At 58.2% G+C, this 17,044-nt stretch carries 14 protein-coding genes; 3 read left to right on the forward strand and 11 right to left on the reverse strand.

Going from position 1 to position 17,044, the window contains the following annotated elements; genetic code table 11:
• Positions 1 to 367: 367 nt before the first annotated feature.
• Together zwf and gnd are read right to left on the reverse strand one after the other, a co-directional pair.
• Complete coding sequence (gene zwf, locus AYT24_RS08460; protein ID WP_010933531.1) at positions 368 to 1,807, reverse strand: glucose-6-phosphate dehydrogenase; 1,440 nt, start codon at positions 1,805 to 1,807, stop codon at positions 368 to 370.
• Positions 1,804 to 2,721, reverse strand: a complete 918-nt coding sequence (gene gnd / locus AYT24_RS08465; RefSeq protein WP_010933532.1) for a phosphogluconate dehydrogenase (NAD(+)-dependent, decarboxylating) — start codon at positions 2,719 to 2,721, stop codon at positions 1,804 to 1,806. Before gnd ends, zwf begins: the two co-directional genes overlap by 4 nt.
• A 311-nt stretch (positions 2,722 to 3,032) precedes the next feature.
• On the opposite strand from gnd, the gene AYT24_RS08470 reads away from it, so the two are divergent.
• Positions 3,033 to 4,466: a glutamate-cysteine ligase family protein gene (locus tag AYT24_RS08470; RefSeq protein ID WP_164927109.1), complete on the forward strand. Its 1,434-nt coding sequence runs from the start codon at positions 3,033 to 3,035 to the stop codon at positions 4,464 to 4,466.
• Positions 4,454 to 4,732 carry a hypothetical protein gene (locus tag AYT24_RS08475; RefSeq protein ID WP_010933535.1) on the forward strand — a complete coding sequence of 93 codons (279 nt, stop codon included), beginning with the start codon at positions 4,454 to 4,456 and terminating at the stop codon, positions 4,730 to 4,732. Before AYT24_RS08470 ends, AYT24_RS08475 begins: the two co-directional genes overlap by 13 nt.
• An 87-nt stretch (positions 4,733 to 4,819) precedes the next feature.
• On the opposite strand, the gene AYT24_RS08480 is transcribed toward AYT24_RS08475, so the two are convergent.
• From AYT24_RS08480 to AYT24_RS08525, 9 genes are all read right to left on the reverse strand, one after another.
• Positions 4,820 to 8,047: a type I restriction endonuclease subunit R gene (locus AYT24_RS08480; RefSeq protein WP_164927110.1), complete on the reverse strand. Its 3,228-nt coding sequence runs from the start codon at positions 8,045 to 8,047 to the stop codon at positions 4,820 to 4,822.
• Between the two features lie 19 nt (positions 8,048 to 8,066).
• Positions 8,067 to 8,648: an endonuclease domain-containing protein gene (locus tag AYT24_RS08485; RefSeq protein ID WP_010933537.1), complete on the reverse strand. Its 582-nt coding sequence runs from the start codon at positions 8,646 to 8,648 to the stop codon at positions 8,067 to 8,069.
• On the reverse strand, positions 8,641 to 10,065 hold the full coding sequence (locus tag AYT24_RS10575) for a restriction endonuclease subunit S (RefSeq protein ID WP_010933538.1): 1,425 nt from the start codon (positions 10,063 to 10,065) through the stop codon (positions 8,641 to 8,643). The genes AYT24_RS08485 and AYT24_RS10575 overlap by 8 nt, the downstream gene beginning before the upstream one ends.
• Positions 10,062 to 10,235: a hypothetical protein gene (locus AYT24_RS08500; RefSeq protein ID WP_164927111.1), complete on the reverse strand. Its 174-nt coding sequence runs from the start codon at positions 10,233 to 10,235 to the stop codon at positions 10,062 to 10,064. The genes AYT24_RS10575 and AYT24_RS08500 overlap by 4 nt, the downstream gene beginning before the upstream one ends.
• Positions 10,232 to 11,788 (reverse strand): type I restriction-modification system subunit M, encoded by a 1,557-nt coding sequence (locus tag AYT24_RS08505; protein ID WP_010933539.1) that lies wholly within the window; start codon positions 11,786 to 11,788, stop codon positions 10,232 to 10,234. Before AYT24_RS08505 ends, AYT24_RS08500 begins: the two co-directional genes overlap by 4 nt.
• A gap of 62 nt (positions 11,789 to 11,850) precedes the next feature.
• Positions 11,851 to 12,981 (reverse strand): glycosyltransferase family 4 protein, encoded by a 1,131-nt coding sequence (locus AYT24_RS08510; protein WP_010933540.1) that lies wholly within the window; start codon positions 12,979 to 12,981, stop codon positions 11,851 to 11,853.
• A 171-nt stretch (positions 12,982 to 13,152) separates the two neighbouring features.
• Positions 13,153 to 13,620 carry an aminoacyl-tRNA deacylase gene (locus AYT24_RS08515; protein ID WP_010933541.1) on the reverse strand — a complete coding sequence of 156 codons (468 nt, stop codon included), beginning with the start codon at positions 13,618 to 13,620 and terminating at the stop codon, positions 13,153 to 13,155.
• Between the two features lie 208 nt (positions 13,621 to 13,828).
• Positions 13,829 to 14,611: a patatin-like phospholipase family protein gene (locus tag AYT24_RS08520; protein ID WP_010933543.1), complete on the reverse strand. Its 783-nt coding sequence runs from the start codon at positions 14,609 to 14,611 to the stop codon at positions 13,829 to 13,831.
• Between the two features lie 4 nt (positions 14,612 to 14,615).
• Positions 14,616 to 15,998, reverse strand: coding sequence for an aldehyde dehydrogenase family protein (locus AYT24_RS08525; RefSeq protein WP_010933544.1), 1,383 nt, complete (start codon positions 15,996 to 15,998; stop codon positions 14,616 to 14,618).
• Positions 15,999 to 16,146: 148 nt separating this feature from the next.
• Here AYT24_RS08525 and AYT24_RS08530 point away from each other — a divergent pair, with 148 nt between their 5' ends.
• Entirely contained in the window at positions 16,147 to 16,902 is a 756-nt protein-coding gene (locus AYT24_RS08530; protein WP_010933545.1) for a TerC family protein, read from the forward strand.
• The last annotated feature ends 142 nt before the right edge of the window (positions 16,903 to 17,044 follow it).

The raw sequence follows: 17,044 nt of genomic DNA on the forward strand, positions 1-17,044 counted from the left end.
CGTTAAGGTGATTTATCCTTTGACCGGACACTCTTTGCAGAGTGCATTCGTTTTGGCCGTGCCTCAGTCGATTGACCCATATTCACCATTTACCCACGATATTCTGCGAAGAACCCATTTTCAGATGAGGAGTTGGAGGGTGCCTTAAGGAAAAGCGCCATTAATCTATGGAAATCTGGCCTTGACAGCTACTATAAACGAGTTACAGTAGCAACACGTAGAGGTTACCGAGGATTGGGATACCAAGTTGATCAAAAAGATTCTTCTTTGTAATGTTTTACTCTGAGCCTCTTGTCATCTATCCCCGACACAGAAAGTGCGGACACGCAGACCAGCCTCTACAGAATTTTCACCCCCTCCACCAATCTCACCCGTAAATCCTCGACGATTCCGGCCCCCAGCTATGAACTGGATATTGCTCCGGAACCTGGCCGTCGATTGAATTTTTCAGGCTGTCGATAATTTCCCACGAGTACTCCACGCTGTCTTTGCGGATGAAGTTCATCTGGTTGCCCTCGATGGCATCGAGCAGGAGGCGGTGGTACGGCGTAAGACCTTCGCCCTGAAAAGTATCGCGGTAGTCGAACTTCATGAACACCGGATCGGTAATCATCTGCTCGCCGGGGCGCTTGGCGCCAAAGCGGATGGCAACCGTTTCGTCGGGCTGGATGCCGAGTACCACCTGGTTCGGCGTACAGCACGCCGCCCCGCCGGATGGGCCGTAATAATTCTGCGGCGGGCAGCGGAAGGTGATGACGATTTCGGTCACGCGCTTGGCGAGATTCTTGCCCGCTTTCATGTAGAACGGCACACCCGACCAACGCCAGTTATCCACGTGAAACTTCACGGCAGCGAAGGTCTCGACTTTCGAGTCCGGCGCGACATTTTTCTCGTTGCGGTACCCCTCGTATTGGCCGATCACCACCGACTCCCGAACCGAATCAGGAGTGAAGTGCCGCACCGAACGCAGAACTTTCGCTTTCTCGTCGCGGATCGAATCGGCGCTGAGATCGACCGGCGGCTCCATCGCGATGGCCGTGAGCAACTGCAAGCCGTGGTTCTGGATGATGTCACGCAAAAGTCCCGACTCCTCGTAGTACGCGCCGCGATCCCGGATGCCGAAATCCTCGGCGATGGTGATCTGCACCTGCGCGATATACTGCCGGTTCCAGAGCGGCTCGAAAATACCGTTCGAGAAGCGGAACACCATGATGTTCTGCACCGGCTCCTTGCCGAGGTAGTGGTCGATGCGATAGACCTGGTTCTCCTCGAACACCTCGTTGATAACGCGGTTCAGCTCGCGGGCGCTTTCGAGATCGTGGCCGTAGGGCTTTTCGGCGATGAGCTTGCGCCACCCGGTGCACGACTGTTCACGTCCACCCAGCCCGGCCTTGCCGAGATTGCGCACCACGGCAGGCGCAAGGCTCGGCGGTATCGACAGATAGAACATCAGGTTGCGGCAAGTGCTCCCTCCCACTTTTTCCTCGCGCATGATCTCGTCGCGCAGCACTTCGTAGCTCGCCGGATCGTCCAGATCGACGCGGGCATAAAAGAGGCGGAGGCAGAAGGCGTCGAGCCGCGCGGCGTCACCGGCGGCTTCGGGCGAGTGCTCCAGCAGGCGACTGCGGACGAACGCGCGGAACTCCTCGTGGCTTTGCTCCTGCCGCCCGACGCCAATCAGCCGGAAGCTCTCAGGCATGTGCCCCCACCGCGCGAGCTGGAAAATCGACGGAAAAAGCTTGCGCGAAGCCAGGTCGCTGCTCGCGCCGAAGATGACGATGGTGAAGTTGTCGAGAGTGCCGCTCATGCTTTGCCCTCCCCTTCGCCAGGTTTCTCGTAGGCGTGCCCGCCGAACTCGTGGCGAAGCGCAGCAACCACCTTGTCAGAAAAGTGTTCTTCGTTCTGCGACTGGAAGCGCCGGAACAGCGAACCAGAGATGATCGGTACCGCCACGCCGAGTTCGATGGCCGCCTCGACCGTCCAGCGCCCCTCGCCAGAATCGGCCACCTTGCCGCCAAGCCAGCCGAGATCGTTACCCTGAGCGAACGCCTTGCCCGCCAGATCCATGAGCCAGCCACGGATGACCGAACCGTTCGACCAGACCCGCGCCACATTCTGGTTATCGAGGTCGTAGCCGCTGGCCCGGAGCAGCTCGAACCCTTCGCCGATCGCCTGCATCATGCCGTATTCGATGCCGTTGTGCACCATCTTCACGAAGTGCCCGGAGCCAGACGCGCCCATATAGCCGTAGCCGTTCTCGACGCAGAGGTCGCGCAGCACCGGCTCGACGTGCTCATAGGCCTCGCGGTCGCCCCCGGCCATCATGCACGCCCCGTGCCGGGCGCCGTCCAGCCCGCCGCTGGTACCGATGTCGAGCATCCGGATGCCCTGCTTGCGAAGCTTTTCCGCTCGGGCGACCGAGTCGGTGTAGCGCGAGTTGCCGCCGTCGATAACGATGTCACCCGCTCTGAGAAACGGCGTGAGACCGTCGATCACCGCATCGACCGGACGACCGGCAGGCACCATCATCCACACGACGCGCGGCGCGGCAAGTTCACCGACCAGATGCTGCAACGAACTGGCCGCCGTCGCCCCTTTGGCCGCAATCGCTTTGACCGCTTCCGCCGAGAGATCGAATGCAACTACTTCGTGACCAAGTTCAAGCAGATGCTCGACCATATTGGAGCCCATCTTGCCGAGGCCTACAAAGCCTATCTTCATATGAAATCTCCGTTTTTAGGAGTTGTTACCCCCTTCGTTGATTATTGGTTCCGCCCTCCTGTTAACAACCCGAAAACCAGCGCGACAGAAACATCGAATCAAACGTTGCATCTGGTGTGTCATGTCATTTTGAACGAAGTGAAGAATCCGGTACCCGGAAAATAACAATAACCGAATGACCACAATATCTTGCACACTCCCTCCGGATTTTTCGTCCGACTTTGTCGGGCAAAGAAGCAAAGGCCACGACAAATCATTTGCAACTGACAAACCGGTTGTTCAAATTCATGCAATTCACTAATGATTCATCAATGAGCAGCAACATCGCAAAAACAGAGTTCAGCGAACAGGATTTCCGGCAGTTTCAGCAGAATCTCAGAAAAGAGACGCTGATGCTGATGGAGTGGTTTTCCGAAGACGTGTTCGAGAACCGCCAGGTAATGTGCGGCTTCGAACTCGAAGGATGGCTTGTCGATCAGAATTGCAATCCGGCGGCGCGAAACGAAGAGCTCCTCGCAAGGGTCAACAACCCGCTCGTGATGGCAGGGCTGTCGAAATACAACTTCGAACTCAACGTCGCACCCCATCCCCTCAATCACTGCCTTCCGGAGTTCCTGCGCGGCGAGCTTCAGACGCTCTGGGACTCCTGTTCCCGCCACGCCCGCGAAATGGGTTGCCAGACCCTGATGGTCGGCATTCTGCCCACCTTGCAAGACAGGATGCTGACCCTCCAGAACATGTCGTCGATGCAGCGCTTTCACGCCCTGAACCGTGAAATCCTGCGCACCAGATCATGCCATCCGCTCAAAATAAACATCGAAGGGCCGAATGACCGGCTGGAGGTGGTGCATAATGACGTCATGGCAGAGGCGGCGGCCACGTCGCTGCAGATTCACTTTCAGGTTCCGCTCAGCAAAACCGCTGCATTTTACAACGTCGCGCATGTGCTCTCGGCGCCAATGGCCGCCCTCTCGGCAAACTCGCCGTTCCTGTTCGGCAGGGAGCTGTGGGACGAGACCCGCATTCCGCTCCTCGAGCAGGCCGCGCACACCCCGTCGTTCGTCGATCCTACCGGCAGGCCGGTGTCGCGCGTCACCTTCGGGCGCGATTACGTACGCGATTCGCTGAAGGAGGTATTCCTCGAAAACCTCGATGGCTACCCGGTGCTCCTGCCGGTCACTTTCAACCACGATCCCGGCATGATGAACCATCTGCGGCTGCACAACGGCACCATCTGGCGCTGGAACCGTCCACTGATCGGCTTCGGTGAGAATGGCCGTCCACACCTGCGCATCGAACACCGGGTTCCAGCGGCGGGGCCGTCGATCCCCGACATCATCGCCAACATCCTCTTTTTCTACGGCGCGATGCTGCACCTGCAACCGGAGGTTCCGCAGGCCAGCATTTCGTTCGAAGAGGCCCGGACGAATTTCTACGCCGCCGCCCGCTCCGGCCTCGACGCGCAAGTCAGATGGACGTCGGGGAACTCGATGCCGGTCGAGACGCTCATTTTGCAGCACCTGATCCCCGGCGCGATTCTGGCGCTTGCCGCGGCGGGATTCAGAAGCAGCGACCTGCGCTATTACCTCGTCGATATTCTGGCGCAACGGGTGGCTTCGCACCGCAACGGCGCATGGTGGCAGAAGGCCTTCGTCAAAAAGCACGGCCCCGACTTCAGGATGCTGACGCAGGCATACCTCGAAAACCAGAACCTCGGAACTCCCGTCCACGAATGGAGCATCTGAACCAACTCCCCGTTCCGGCGCTCCACCGCTTCGAGCGCGTGCCTGAAGGTACGACGCTTGGAAGTTATCGCGACACCGAGACACCTCTTTTGGTGATCGACAATGAGGAGCGTGACGTCACCAGCCGCTCCCTCGATTTCAGCGGGCAACGCATCATTACGAAGCTGCCGGTCGTCCCCTCGATGTTCATCCGCAACGTGCGCGTCGTCATGCAGGACTGCCTCGGCTACATCATGGAGCCGTACAAAGTGAAGGAGAAAGTTTAAGCGGAGCGGACAGACAGTACCGGATCAGACGGTTCGGTAGAACGTTCAAGCTCACCGGCAGCAATGGAGCGCAGCGGAATTGCCTTTTTAAACCTGCCCACCCACACCTTTGAACTTCTCAACAAAAGCCGCGATTTTCTGGAACACGCTTTGTTTTTTCGTCAGGTACTGCGGGTTGAGCGGGCTCATCCTGGGCAAGACGGCGTTGAGATCGGTACCGGTGTCGCTGGCAAATTCGCGCTTGAGTGAGGTGGCGATGTAGCGCCGGGCGGCTTCGGCGTTGAGCTTCTCGGCCTCGATCAGTTCCTGCGCCTCGCGCTGCAGCTCGGCGCGGGCAAAGGTGAAAAAGGCTTCGATCACGCTGGCCTTGTCGGCAAGCTGCTCTAAATCGGTCTGGTTGATGAAGTCCACCACCAGACTCTCCTTGGCGCGGTGTCCCAGGCTCGCGCGAATGACGCGGCGCACCTCCTCCACCAGCTCGGCCTTGCTCCGGGTCTCTTTGTTGCGCTCGAAGATCAGCTCCAGGATGTAGTCCAGGTTGATTTCCTGCGACTTGAGCAAATCCACCTCGAACACCACGTCATCCCAGTCGATGGTGGACTTCTCTTTCTCGACCCCCGCCTGTTCTCGGCGCAGCCAGTCGCGGATGTCGTTGTAGGTCGAGCGGTAATCCTGCATCGTGCGCTCAGGGGGCAGCTTGATCGCCTGCAGTGCGGCCAGATCCTCATCGCTCAAATAGTGTTGGGCCTTGAACGCCTCCACCGCCGCCGGGTCGCCTGTGTTCACGCTTTGCAGCGCCTTGAGCGCGGCGAACTCGTCGAAGTTCTGCAACACGTTCTCGGCGCGCAGATACTCGCCAAACAGCCTCACAAAGGCTTTCTTGTCGGCTTCCTTCTCGAGAGCCGCAGGATCGGGGAAGCGCGCTTGCAGCTCCTGCACCACCTCCACAAAGCCGCGCCGCGCCTGGCCGGTGAGCGCATCGGTGTAGCCCTCCATGTACTCGCGGTAGCTCTTTTCCAGCACCACGTTGCGGGTGTTCTTGTCGCCGAACAGGGTGATGGCGTCGATCGTTGCCTGCTCCAGGTCGCGGAAGGTGACGATGTTGCCGAAGGTCTTGGTGGCGTCAAAAATGCGGTTGGTGCGCGAATAGGCTTGCAGCAGGCCGTGGTAGCGCAGGTTCTTGTCCACGAACAGGGTGTTGAGCGTGGGCGCGTCAAAGCCGGTAAGGAACATGCCCACCACGATCAACAGGTCCACTTGCTCATCCGCGGGCAGTCTCTTGCCGCTGTCGTCTGTACCCTTCACGCGCTTGGCCAGGTCGCGGTAGTAGTTCTGAAAGCCCTGGCTGTCCACGCTGAAGTTCGTTTTGAAGAGCGCGTTGTAGTCGGCAATGGCCGCGTTCAGAAATTCCTTGGCGCTGCTGTTCAAGGCCGACACCTCAAAACCCTCGTCGGCAATGTCGCCCACCGCGTCCTGCGCCTCGTTGGCGGCATAGGAGAAGATGGTGGCCACCTTCAAGGGCTTGGCACTGTCTTTTTGCTGGGTCTTGAAGGCTTCGTAATACAGCTTGGCCGCCTCCACGCTGCTGACGGCAAACAGGGCATTGAACCCCTTGGCACCGGGCTGCAGGCGGTGGGTTTTTTGCCGGTAGTGGGTGAGGATGTACTGGGTGATCTCGCGGATGCGCTCGGGGTGCAACAGCGCCTGCCGGTTCTCGGCGGCGCTGAGCTTCTTTTCATCCCGCTCGGTCTCGATGGCCTTGAAGCGCGGGCGCACATCGTTGTAATCGACCTTGAATTTGAGCACCTTCTCGTCGCGGATGGCGTCGGTAATCACATAGGAATGCAGCTCGCGGCCAAAGACGCTGGCCGTAGTCTCCGCGCCCAGCGCGTTCTCGGGGAAGATGGGCGTGCCGGTGAAGCCAAACTGAAGGTAGCGCTTGAACTTTTTTCGCAGATTCTTCTGCGCCTCCCCAAACTGGCTGCGGTGGCACTCATCGAAGATGAACACCACCTGCTTGTGATAGATCGGCAGGTCGGGCTCGCTCTTCATCAGGTTGTTGAGCTTCTGGATGGTGGTGACGATGATGCGGTTGTCGTCTTTCTCCAGGTTGCGCTTCAAGCCCGCCGTGCTGTCTGAGCCGTTGACGCTGTCGGGCGAGAAGCGCTGGTATTCCTTCATGGTCTGGTAATCCAGATCCTTGCGGTCCACCACGAAAAACACCTTGTCGATGAAGTCCAGCTCGGTGCCCAGCCGCGCTGCCTTGAAGCTGGTGAGCGTCTTGCCGCTGCCGGTGGTGTGCCAGATGTAGCCACCGCCCTCTGGGGTGCTCCAGGTCTTGGCCTGGTGGCTGCTCTTGATCTTCCACAAAATCCGCTCGGTGGCGGCGATCTGGTAGGGGCGCATCACCAGCAGCGTGTTGCTGACGTCGAACACCGAGTAATGCAGCAGCACGGAAAGCAGGGTGTGCTTCTGGAAAAAGGTGGCGGCAAAGTCCTTCAGATCGCGGATGGGCGTGTTGTCCGCCTTCGCCCAGTGCATGGTGAAGTCGAAACTGTTTTTGTCGCGCCGGGTGGTGTTGGCAAAGTAGCGGGTGTCGGTGCCGTTGGAGATGACAAACAGTTGCAGGTACTTGAACAGCGAATGCGCGCTGTTGAAGCTCTCTTTGCTGTAGCGGTGCACCTGGTTGAAGGCCTCGCGAATGGCCACGCCCCGCCGCTTCAATTCCACCTGCACCAGCGGCAGGCCGTTGACCAGAATGGTGACGTCGTAGCGGTTATAACCACCCCGCCCTACGGGCACCCCTCCAAAGGAGGGGAATTGATCCCACAATTGCTCACCACCTGAAAAATTCCCCTCCCGTGGAGGGGTGGCGCAAAGCGCCGGGGTGGTCACAAACTGCCGAATCACCTGCACCTTGTTGCGGACCAGGGTCTTCTTATCCACCAGATGGATGTTCTGGATGCGGCCATCATCAAACACAAAGTCGTGGATGTAGTCGTCGTGAATCTTGCGGGTTTTTTCGACGATGCCGTCGCTGGGCTTGTCCAGCCAGGTTTCCACGAAACGCGCCCACTCGCCGTCGGAAAACTGCACGTCGTTGAGCGCCTGCAACTGCACCCGGACATTTGCGAGCATTGCCTCGGGCGTTTTGATAGCGGGCAGAAACTCATAGCCTTGGCGGCGCAAGTCGTCGATTAGCTCGCGCTCCAGATCGGCCTCGCTCTGGTAGCCCTCCGCCACCCTCCAATCGGGCATGTAGCGGTCGAGGACAATGAAGTTGTTCGATTCGGCGATGGTTTTGTAGTCAGTCATACGAGACACCATTCCTTCATTATTCCCTTGCTTCTGTGAGAGTGGTTTTATTCCCCTCCTCTGGAGGGGTGCCCGTCAGGGCAGTTTTATTCCCCTCCTCTGGAGGGGTGCCCGTCAGGGCAGTTTTATTCCCCTCCTCTGGAGGGGTGCCCGTCAGGGCAGTTTTATTCCCCTCCTCTGGAGGGGTGCCCGTCAGGGCAGTTTTATTCCCCTCCTCTGGAGGGGTGCCCGTCAGGGCGGGGTGGTCCTTCAAAAACTCAACAACCCCTTCCAAATTCCGCAAAACATCTTTTGCCAATACCCGAATCACCGTTAGCCCCAGACCATTTAAATACGCATCCCTCTCCCTATCCTCAATCTGTTTACTGTCGTGCGAACTACCATCCACTTCGATGACAACGGATCTTTCAGCACAGTAAAAATCTACGATGTAGTTGCCGATGATTTTTTGTCGGTCAAAATCCAGTCCATTGAGCTTATTACTTTTCAACTCAAACCAAAGTAAGGCTTCGTGCAATATACCCGCTTTACGTAAGGCTTTTGCCCTATCCCTTAAAGCAGGGTTATAGGGTAAGGATTTGTAGGTTTGGGTTTTACGCATTGAGACCACCCCGCCCTTCGGGCACCCCTCCAAAGGAGGGGAATTGATCCCGCCCTTCGGGCACCCCTCCAAAAGATGCTTTGGGGAAGCTGAACAGCAGATCGCGGTAGTAGGCGTATTGCTTCTGCCGCAGTTCGATCTCGCGCGGCAGCCCCTCGGTAAGGGAGTTGGTGAGGGCGTCGAATTGGTCGAGGATTGCAACGATGCGCTCTTGCTCGGCGAGTGGTGGGATGGGGATTAGGATTTTTGCCAGATTGTCGCCAGATATGCGACGTACCTTTGTTCCGGTGATGTAAGGCTTCTTTTGCTCCTGAAACATATCCGTTTGAAAAAAATAGGACATGTATTTGGGGTTTGCCGTATGCCGAAAAATATAAGCGTCGGTGCTGACGGCGACATCCTCAGTTCCTATCCATGCGACAGCTTTGGCAACCGCATCATCGTCTTCGCTCGTTGTGGCAATGACCAGATCGCCGGGTTTTGCCTTTTTTAGCCGATTTGCAAACTCTGGATCAATGAACGACTTGGTTTCGGTGGTCCATGTGCCGTAATGCGTATGAATCTGCCCGTAGTGAATGCATCCAACGCCGGAGGCTTTGAAGTCAGATTTCTGAATTCCAGAACCACGAATAAAATGACCAACCTCCCCCAACGTCTTCCACTCCACAGGAACTACCCCGTCAGGCTGCGCCTGCCACCCCTTCAGAGAAGGGGAATTTAATTCTCTTTCCTCAACAGAGTGCCCGTAGGGCGTGAACAATTCCCCTCCCTCGGAGGGGTGCCCGAAGAGCGAGAACAGTTCCCCTCCTTTGGAGGGGTGCCCGTAGGGCGGGGTGGTAAAAGTCAACAACCGATCCCGGTAGTAAGCATATTGTTTTTTGCGGGCGGTCAGCTCGGCGGTCAGCTCGGCGGTCAGCTCGGTGAAGGCGTCCAGAATGCGGACGATTTCAGCCTGGATGGCCAGCGATTTTTTAGGATTGTCGGGGCAGGGGATGGGGATTTTGAGACTAGTTATTTCGCTCGCTCGTAACGCTGGTATTCCTGCACCATGCTGGCAGCTGGTTAGTCTTTCCTCATTCAGTTTTAGGAAATGGTAGATGTAGCGATTGTCGACTACTTCGGTATCGGGCAGCACCACATAGCAGTGCGCATTTGCGTAGAACTTCGTGGTAACGAAGTTCACAAAACCTGCGGAGGCGCCACCCTGGCTAATAATTGTTTTATTTTCGCTATAGTTATAACTGTCGGTAAAGCCAGAGTAAGACATTCCACCGTTATATGCTGGGTAGCGACCGCTAGAAGAGAGCAGATCCTTATTTAACTGCCTGCCTTTTTCCAGTTGAATAATCTCCCCCAGCGCCTTCCACTCCACTCGCTCCCCATCCAGCAGCTTCTGCAAAAACTCCCTGCCGCTCATGCTGCACCTCCTTGCAATTCGCGCTCGATCTGCTCGATGCTGGGCAGGCTGGTCTTGAGCGGGCCAGGAAGCGCCGCGGCCAGTTTGTAGAACAAAGGCAATTGGGCAACGACCTGTTGCACAAATTTGGCAACGCACCAGCAGACCCCTATCACAACTTGCCCGCTCATGCCTCATCCTCCTCGCCCTCGATTTCGGCCACGATGGCGTCGATCTGTTTGCGCAACTCATCGATGCGCGCCACGGTGGTCTTCAGCTCGGCGTTGAGCTGGGCAATGTCCACCACCTCGCGGGTGTCTCGGGCTTCGACGTAGCTGCTGACGGACAGGTTGTAGTTGTTGGCGGCAATGCGTTCCAGCGGCACGGACTGGGCAACGTGCGGCACCTCCTCCTTGCTGGCAAAGACGGCCATGATCTGCTCGATGTGCTCGTCCAGCAGCACGTTGTTGTTGGTTTCTTTCTTGAACAGGGCGCTGGCGTCGATGAACTGGGTGGTGGTGTCGGGCTTGTGTTTGGAGAGCACCAGAATGTTGACGGCGATGGTGGTACCAAAAAAGAGATTGGGGGCAAGCGCAATCACCGTCTCGACGTAGTTGTTGTCCACCAGGTACTGGCGGATTTTGGCTTCCGCCCCGCCCCGGTAGAAGATGCCCGGAAAGCAAACGATGGCCGCTCTGCCTTTTGCTGAGAGGTAATGCAGCGCGTGCAGCACAAAGGCAAAGTCGGCCTTGGATTTGGGGGCCAGCACGCCCGCCGGGGCAAAGCGTTCGTCGTTGATGAGGGTGGGGTCGTCGCTGCCGATCCACTTCACCGAATACGGCGGGTTGGAGACGATGGCATCAAAGGGCTTTTCGTCGGCGAAGTGCGGCTCCAGCAAGGTGTTGCCGAGCTGGATGTTGAACTTGTCGTAGTTGATGTTGTGCAGGAACATGTTCATCCGCGCCAGGTTGTAGGTGGTGTGGTTGCTTTCCTGCCCAAAAAAACCGTCTTCGATGAGGCGTTCATCGAACGGTTTTTTGGCTTGCAAGAGCAGCGAGCCGGAGCCGCAGGCCGGGTCATAAATCTTGTTGACGCTCTTTTGCCCGTGCAGGGCGAGCCGTGCGATCAGCCGCGAGACGTGCTGCGGCGTGAAGAACTCGCCGCCCGATTTACCCGCGTTGGCGGCGTAGTTGGAGATGAGGAATTCGTAGGCGTCGCCGAACAGGTCGATGTGGGCATCGTCGAAGGGGCCGAAATCCAGCTCGGCCACGCCCTTGAGCACAGCGGCGAGACGTTGGTTTTTGTCTTTGACCGTATTGCCCAGGCGGTTGCTGGTGGTGTCGAAGTCGGCAAACAGCCCCTTGATGTCCTGCTCCGACGGATAACCGTTGGCCGAGCTTTCAATGGCGGTAAAGATGGCGGCGAGGTCGGTGTTGAGGCTGTCGTTGGTGTTGGCCCTGGCCACGACGTTTGCGAACAACTGGCTGGGGTAGATGAAGTAGCCCTTGGTCTTGATGGCGTCATCCTTGAGTTCGGGGGTGATGACGCTGTCGGGCAGCTCGGCGTAGCGGATGCCGTCGTCCCCGGCTTCCATGTGGGCGGCAAAGTTCTCGCTGATGAAGCGGTAGAACAGCGCCCCGAGCACATATTGCTTGAAATCCCAGCCATCGACGGTGCCACGCACATCGTTGGCGATCTGCCAGATGCGGCGTTGCAGTTCGGCGCGTTGTTGGATGCTGGTCATTTATTTCCTCCCCGGGTACGGTCGAATATGCGATTGATGTAATGCATAACAATAGTTACAGCTCACCGTCTGGCTTTGGCGGCGATCAGCTCAAGATAACGGTCGATGAGCTTGCCGTTGACTGCCGCCCATGACTTGTCTTTGGCAAAGGCGAGGCCCCGTTCACGCATGGAGCGGAAAAGTTCGCCATCCTGCATGAGCTTTGTACAGCAGGCATAGAAATCCCCGACATCTCCCGCTTTGGCGACGAAGCCACCGCCGGAGCGTTCGACCAGCTCCTGACAGCCGCCAACGTCCGACACCACGGCGGGCAGACCGGTAGCAAGCGCTTCGAGCGTCACGTTGCAAAACGCCTCGGTGGTCGAGGGAAAGAGAAAAAGGTCGCCGCTGGCGTAGGCCTCGGGCAGCGTTGTACCGGTGAGGTAACCGGTGAACACCGCCTCCGGCATCCGCGCCCGCATCTGCGCCTCCTCGGGGCCGGAGCCGATCATCACAAAGCGCACTCTGTCACCCAGTCCTTCGTCTGCAAAGCGCTGGTAAAGGCTCATCACCACCTCGATGTCCTTGTAGAGCACGAAGCGCCCGGCGTAGATGATGACCGTCCGCCCCTCCGCGTCCCACGCTCGGCGCAGTTTTGCGGAGCGGCGCGACGGGTCGAACAGCTCTTTGTCGATGCCGCGCGACCAGAGCTCCACCCGCTCGATCCCCTTGCCGGTGAGCCGCTCGCGAACGCTCTCGTTCGGCGCGAGCGTCACGTCGCAGGCGTTGTAGAATTTCCGCAGGAAACGCCACACCGCCGGTTCGGCAAAACCGAGGCGGTAATAGCTCAGGTAGGAGGGAAAATCGGTGTGGTAGGCCGAGCCGACCGGAAGGCCCTTGCGTTTGGCATAGTGGAGGAATTTGCGGCCAACGATGTCGGGGGTCGAGATGTGAACGATGTCCGGCGCGAACTCGTCAAGCTGCCGTTCGGTGACGGCGTTATAGAACCCAAGCTTGTAGTCGGGATAGAGGGGAATGGGCACCGACGGCGTCAGGTTGACCGGCACCGAGGCGTTCGCTTCGGGCGTGAAATCGGGCGTCCAGACCACGACCTGGTGGCCATTTTTGATCATGGACGAGACAAGCTGGTAGATCGACCGGACAGCGCCATCCTTGTCCTTCACATAGGTCCCGGCATACAAGGCTACCTTCATATCGTGGCGGCAAAAAGCTGAAAATCATTGCGTCTGACATATGGAACATCGAACCGCACAGGCAAAAACCGGCAGACCGTTCCACTCCCATACAGGATGAGCCAAGGTAATATTTCCCTCATAAAAAGCCGCGTTGCCACCGAAGTTTGCACGATCCGCCGACAGGAAGCATTACCGGATCGAGGCGATCCTGCCCATCACCGGGTTGACCAGTCTTTTGTAATCGAACCAGGAGAGCCGGAGCAGCTCGCGGTGGGTTCCTGCGTTGAAAACAATATCCATGCTCTCGTCAAGCTCTTCGTCCGCATAGACCTTCATGCCGTACAGGTTGCCAAACGGCGGCATCGCTCCGATTTCACACTCGGGAAAAAGTCCACTGAACGCTATCTCTTCAGCAAGAGTGACATCGCGCGAACCACAAAGTTCGCGAAGCAGATCGAAATCGAGATGTCGCGGAGCGTGCAAAAGCGCCATCGCCATTTTGCCATCGATGGAAACCATGACCGTCTTGACCAGCTCGTTGCCCGATACATGCGCGGCGGCAGCGATGTCCTGAGCCGTGTAAGCCGGAGAGTGGCTGATAACGAAGTACTTGACCTGATGACTGTCGAGGAACTCCCGTAACCTGCGGATAGGCATTGCGTCCTCCCTGGTTTTGTGTTGAACCGCTGATGTTTACAGAGCACAAATTCCAGTCTGTCGAACCGGCAAGGAATGAAAAAAAACCGGCCCGTCATGTCATGGATACCGGAAGGAACCGGCCATGAATAAGTCGAAAGGAAACAATTATCATTGTACAAAAAAGAGCAGACCGACGCAAACCGCATGGGCGAACAGGCCCGGAGGCTCACCGGTGCGCGTCTCGCCAGGATTCGAGCAAGGGCAGTGCCTCCCTGTATCCCGTGTCGAGAATCTCCGGCACGGCTGACATATCGACCAGGCTGAAGCGGGAGAGATCGGGAGCGATGACCAGATCGGCTTTGCTGATCTGAATCTGCGAAATGGCGCGCATGGCGCTGTAAAAAGCGTTAAGCAACAAATCGGACAGATGCTCTGGCCGGCGGAAGGAGTGGCGGCCAAAAAGGTCGATGCACGCGATCCGGCTCGCGCCCATCTCCTTGAGCGGAGAAACCGGCACATTCTCGGTCAGCACGCCATCGACCAGCAGCATCTCTCCCTGCTCCACCGGCTTGAAAATGCCCGGAATCGACGAGCTGGCCATCACCGCCGTGGCCACGTCGCCCTCGCGCAGCACCACCTCGTTTCCGGTGCAGATGTCGGTGGCGACGATGGCGAGAGGAAGCGGCGCATCCTCGATGCGGCGGGAACCGAGCTGGGCGCGGACGATCTTGCCAAACTTGCGGATCGAGAGCAGTCCGTAGCCGGAGAGGGTGAGGCCCGACAGATCAGACCAGTCCAGCTCGAGGGCGACTGCTTCGATCTCCCGCCAGCTCTTGCCGAAAGCGTACATCGCCGCGATGAACGAACCGATGCTGGTGCCCGACACGCACTCTGCCCTGAAGCCGGTCTCCTCCATCGCCTTGAGCACGCCGATGTGCGCCGCGCCAAGCACCACGCCGCCGCCGAAGGCCAGGCCGGTTCGTTCCGATACGTTCTCTGTTGTACTCATAAGCCTATGAAAAGAGGGTGACAATTTTTTTGAGCAGGTCAAAACGGCCTGAACTGTAGGGTGGATAACGCAGATCCGGGTCGGGAAAACCGCCCCGGTCGAGCACGCTCCGCTCCGTGGTAAAGGTATCAAATCCTGCCTTGCCGTGATAGCGCCCCATGCCGCTCATGCCGCGCCCGCCGAACGGCAGGCCGGGGATCGATGCCTGAAAAAGCAGGTCATTGCAACAGACACCGCCGCTCCGGGTCTGCTCGATCAGGTAACGGAGTTCGGAACGGTCGCGGGAAAAAAGATAGACGGCGAGAGGAGCGTCGAGCGCCCGGACCATGCTGACAGCCTCCTCAAGCGTCGTAAACGAACGCACCGGCAGCACCGGGCCAAAAATCTCCTCCTTCATGAGATCGGAATCTTCGGGAACGTCATGAAGAATCGTCGGCGCGATATAGCGCGACGCTTTGTTCGAGCCCCCCCCTTCGACGAGCGATCCCTCGCACAGCAACGCTTCGAGCCGTCGGAAGTTTCGGTCATCGACGATGCGGCCATAGTCAGCACTCGCCTCGGGATCACTTCCATAATAGAGCCGGAGCGCCTCTTTCATCAGCCCTTGCAACGGCTCCTTGACCCCTTCCTGCACCAGCAGGTAGTCAGGCGCCACACAGGTCTGACCAGCATTGAGGAATTTGGCCCACGCGATCCGCCGGGCAGCCAGGCGCAGGTCGGCCTTTTCGGTTACGATGACCGGGCTTTTGCCACCGAGTTCGAGCGTTACCGGCGTGAGGTGGCGCGCCGCCGACTGCATCACGGCCTGACCGGTCCGGCGACTGCCTGTAAAGAAAATATGGTCGAAGCAGTGCTCCAGAAGCCGGGCCGAAGCCTCGCCATCCCCCTCGACAATCCTGACCGCCTGCGGATCGACATAGCGGCCCAGCTCCGAGGCCAGGAGAGCCGAAGTAGCCGGAGCCATCTCCGAAGGCTTCACAACCGAAACGTTACCCCCAGCCAGAGCGCCGATGAGCGGAGCGAGGCAAAGCTGCAACGGATAGTTCCATGCGCCGATGATGAGCACAACGCCAAGGGGATCGCGTTCGACGAATGCACGCGCAGGCTGGTAGTGCAGCGGCACACCGACCTTTTTCGGGCGCATCCAGCGGTGGAGGCGTTTCAGCACGAACCGGATTTCGCTCCTGAGCCACGCAGTTTCGGTTAGCCAGGTCTCGGCAACCGGCTTGCGAAGATCGGCATGAACTGCGGCGGCGATTTCATGTTCCCGTTCACGAAGAAACGCATCGAGCCCGCGAAGCTGCGCACGACGCCATTCGAACGGGCGGGTTTGCCCGCTGTCGAAATAGCACCGGAGTCCGGCATGGGTTGAGGCGTCGTAGGTCATGGATTGGGTTCGATTGATGAACATCCCGCCTCATCGGGAACGGCATTGCTCAATAATGTGTTCAATCTCCATCATTATGAACCGTAATTTTGCCGATCCGGTTCTGCGGAGGTAACTTCCGGAAAATCAAACGATAACTCTCGACAATATGGAATGGATTTTCAGCCCGGAGGCGTGGATCGCGCTCTTGACGCTGACGACGCTTGAAATCGTCCTCGGCATCGACAATATCATTTTTCTGACGATCATTGTGAGCCGGATGCCCGCCAAGCAGCAGAAACCGGGACGCATACTCGGCCTCGGGCTGGCCATGCTTAGCCGCATCGCGCTCCTGCTCTCGATCACTTGGGTCATGCGCCTCACCAACGAGCTGTTCACCGCTTTCGGCCACGCCGTCACGGGCCGCGACCTCATCCTGCTCGGCGGCGGCCTGTTCCTGCTCGCAAAAAGCACCCACGAAATTCACCAAAGCCTCGAAGGCACCGAAGAGGTCGTCAAGGAGCGCTCCGCTTCGAACTTCGTCATGACGCTCATCCAGATCGCCCTCATCGACATCGTCTTCTCGCTCGACTCGGTCATTACCGCTGTCGGCCTTGCCAAAGATATTCCGGTCATGATTCTGGCCATCATGATAGCCGTGGGCATCATGATGGTGGCCGCGCAAACCATCGGCGAGTTCGTCGAGCGACACCCGACCATCAAGATGCTCGCCCTGAGCTTTTTGATTCTGGTCGGCGCGACGCTGGTGGCCGAGGGGGCCGGATTCGAGTTTCCGCGCGGCTACATCTACTTCGCTATGGCCTTCTCGGTCTCGGTGGAGATGCTCAACCTCCGCCTGCGCAAGAAAGAGGCCGAGCCGCCGGTGCATCTGCGCAAGGCGCTGGAGGAGGAAGAGACGCTCTGAGCGCGGCTTGAGGGCACCATTTCCGAGCAGTTGAAAGTTCTCTAAAAAAGAGACAACCAGACGCTAACCGTGCGTCCAGACAGGCGGCTTTCCGATTCCGGCGAATGGCCGCTTCCGGTTGAGACCTTTTCGCCATCCGGAA

Source organism: Chlorobaculum tepidum TLS (assembly GCF_000006985.1).
GTDB classification, from domain to species: Bacteria; Bacteroidota; Chlorobiia; order Chlorobiales; family Chlorobiaceae; genus Chlorobaculum; species Chlorobaculum tepidum.

Excerpts from the sequence above, each read along its gene's own strand:
- AYT24_RS08520 (WP_010933543.1), bottom strand. The coding sequence starts at position 14,611 with ATGAGTACAACAGAGAACGTATCGGAACGAACCGGCCTGGCCTTCGGC.
- AYT24_RS10575 (WP_010933538.1), bottom strand. The coding sequence starts at position 10,065 with ATGAGCGGCAGGGAGTTTTTGCAGAAGCTGCTGGATGGGGAGCGAGTG.
- gnd (WP_010933532.1), bottom strand. The coding sequence starts at position 2,721 with ATGAAGATAGGCTTTGTAGGCCTCGGCAAGATGGGCTCCAATATGGTC.
- AYT24_RS08530 (WP_010933545.1), top strand. The coding sequence starts at position 16,147 with ATGGAATGGATTTTCAGCCCGGAGGCGTGGATCGCGCTCTTGACGCTG.
- AYT24_RS08500 (WP_164927111.1), bottom strand. The coding sequence starts at position 10,235 with ATGAGCGGGCAAGTTGTGATAGGGGTCTGCTGGTGCGTTGCCAAATTT.
- AYT24_RS08510 (WP_010933540.1), bottom strand. The coding sequence starts at position 12,981 with ATGAAGGTAGCCTTGTATGCCGGGACCTATGTGAAGGACAAGGATGGC.
- AYT24_RS08475 (WP_010933535.1), top strand. The coding sequence starts at position 4,454 with ATGGAGCATCTGAACCAACTCCCCGTTCCGGCGCTCCACCGCTTCGAG.
- AYT24_RS08470 (WP_164927109.1), top strand. The coding sequence starts at position 3,033 with ATGAGCAGCAACATCGCAAAAACAGAGTTCAGCGAACAGGATTTCCGG.
- AYT24_RS08515 (WP_010933541.1), bottom strand. The coding sequence starts at position 13,620 with ATGCCTATCCGCAGGTTACGGGAGTTCCTCGACAGTCATCAGGTCAAG.
- zwf (WP_010933531.1), bottom strand. The coding sequence starts at position 1,807 with ATGAGCGGCACTCTCGACAACTTCACCATCGTCATCTTCGGCGCGAGC.
- AYT24_RS08505 (WP_010933539.1), bottom strand. The coding sequence starts at position 11,788 with ATGACCAGCATCCAACAACGCGCCGAACTGCAACGCCGCATCTGGCAG.
- AYT24_RS08525 (WP_010933544.1), bottom strand. The coding sequence starts at position 15,998 with ATGACCTACGACGCCTCAACCCATGCCGGACTCCGGTGCTATTTCGAC.
- AYT24_RS08485 (WP_010933537.1), bottom strand. The coding sequence starts at position 8,648 with ATGCGTAAAACCCAAACCTACAAATCCTTACCCTATAACCCTGCTTTA.
- AYT24_RS08480 (WP_164927110.1), bottom strand. The coding sequence starts at position 8,047 with ATGACTGACTACAAAACCATCGCCGAATCGAACAACTTCATTGTCCTC.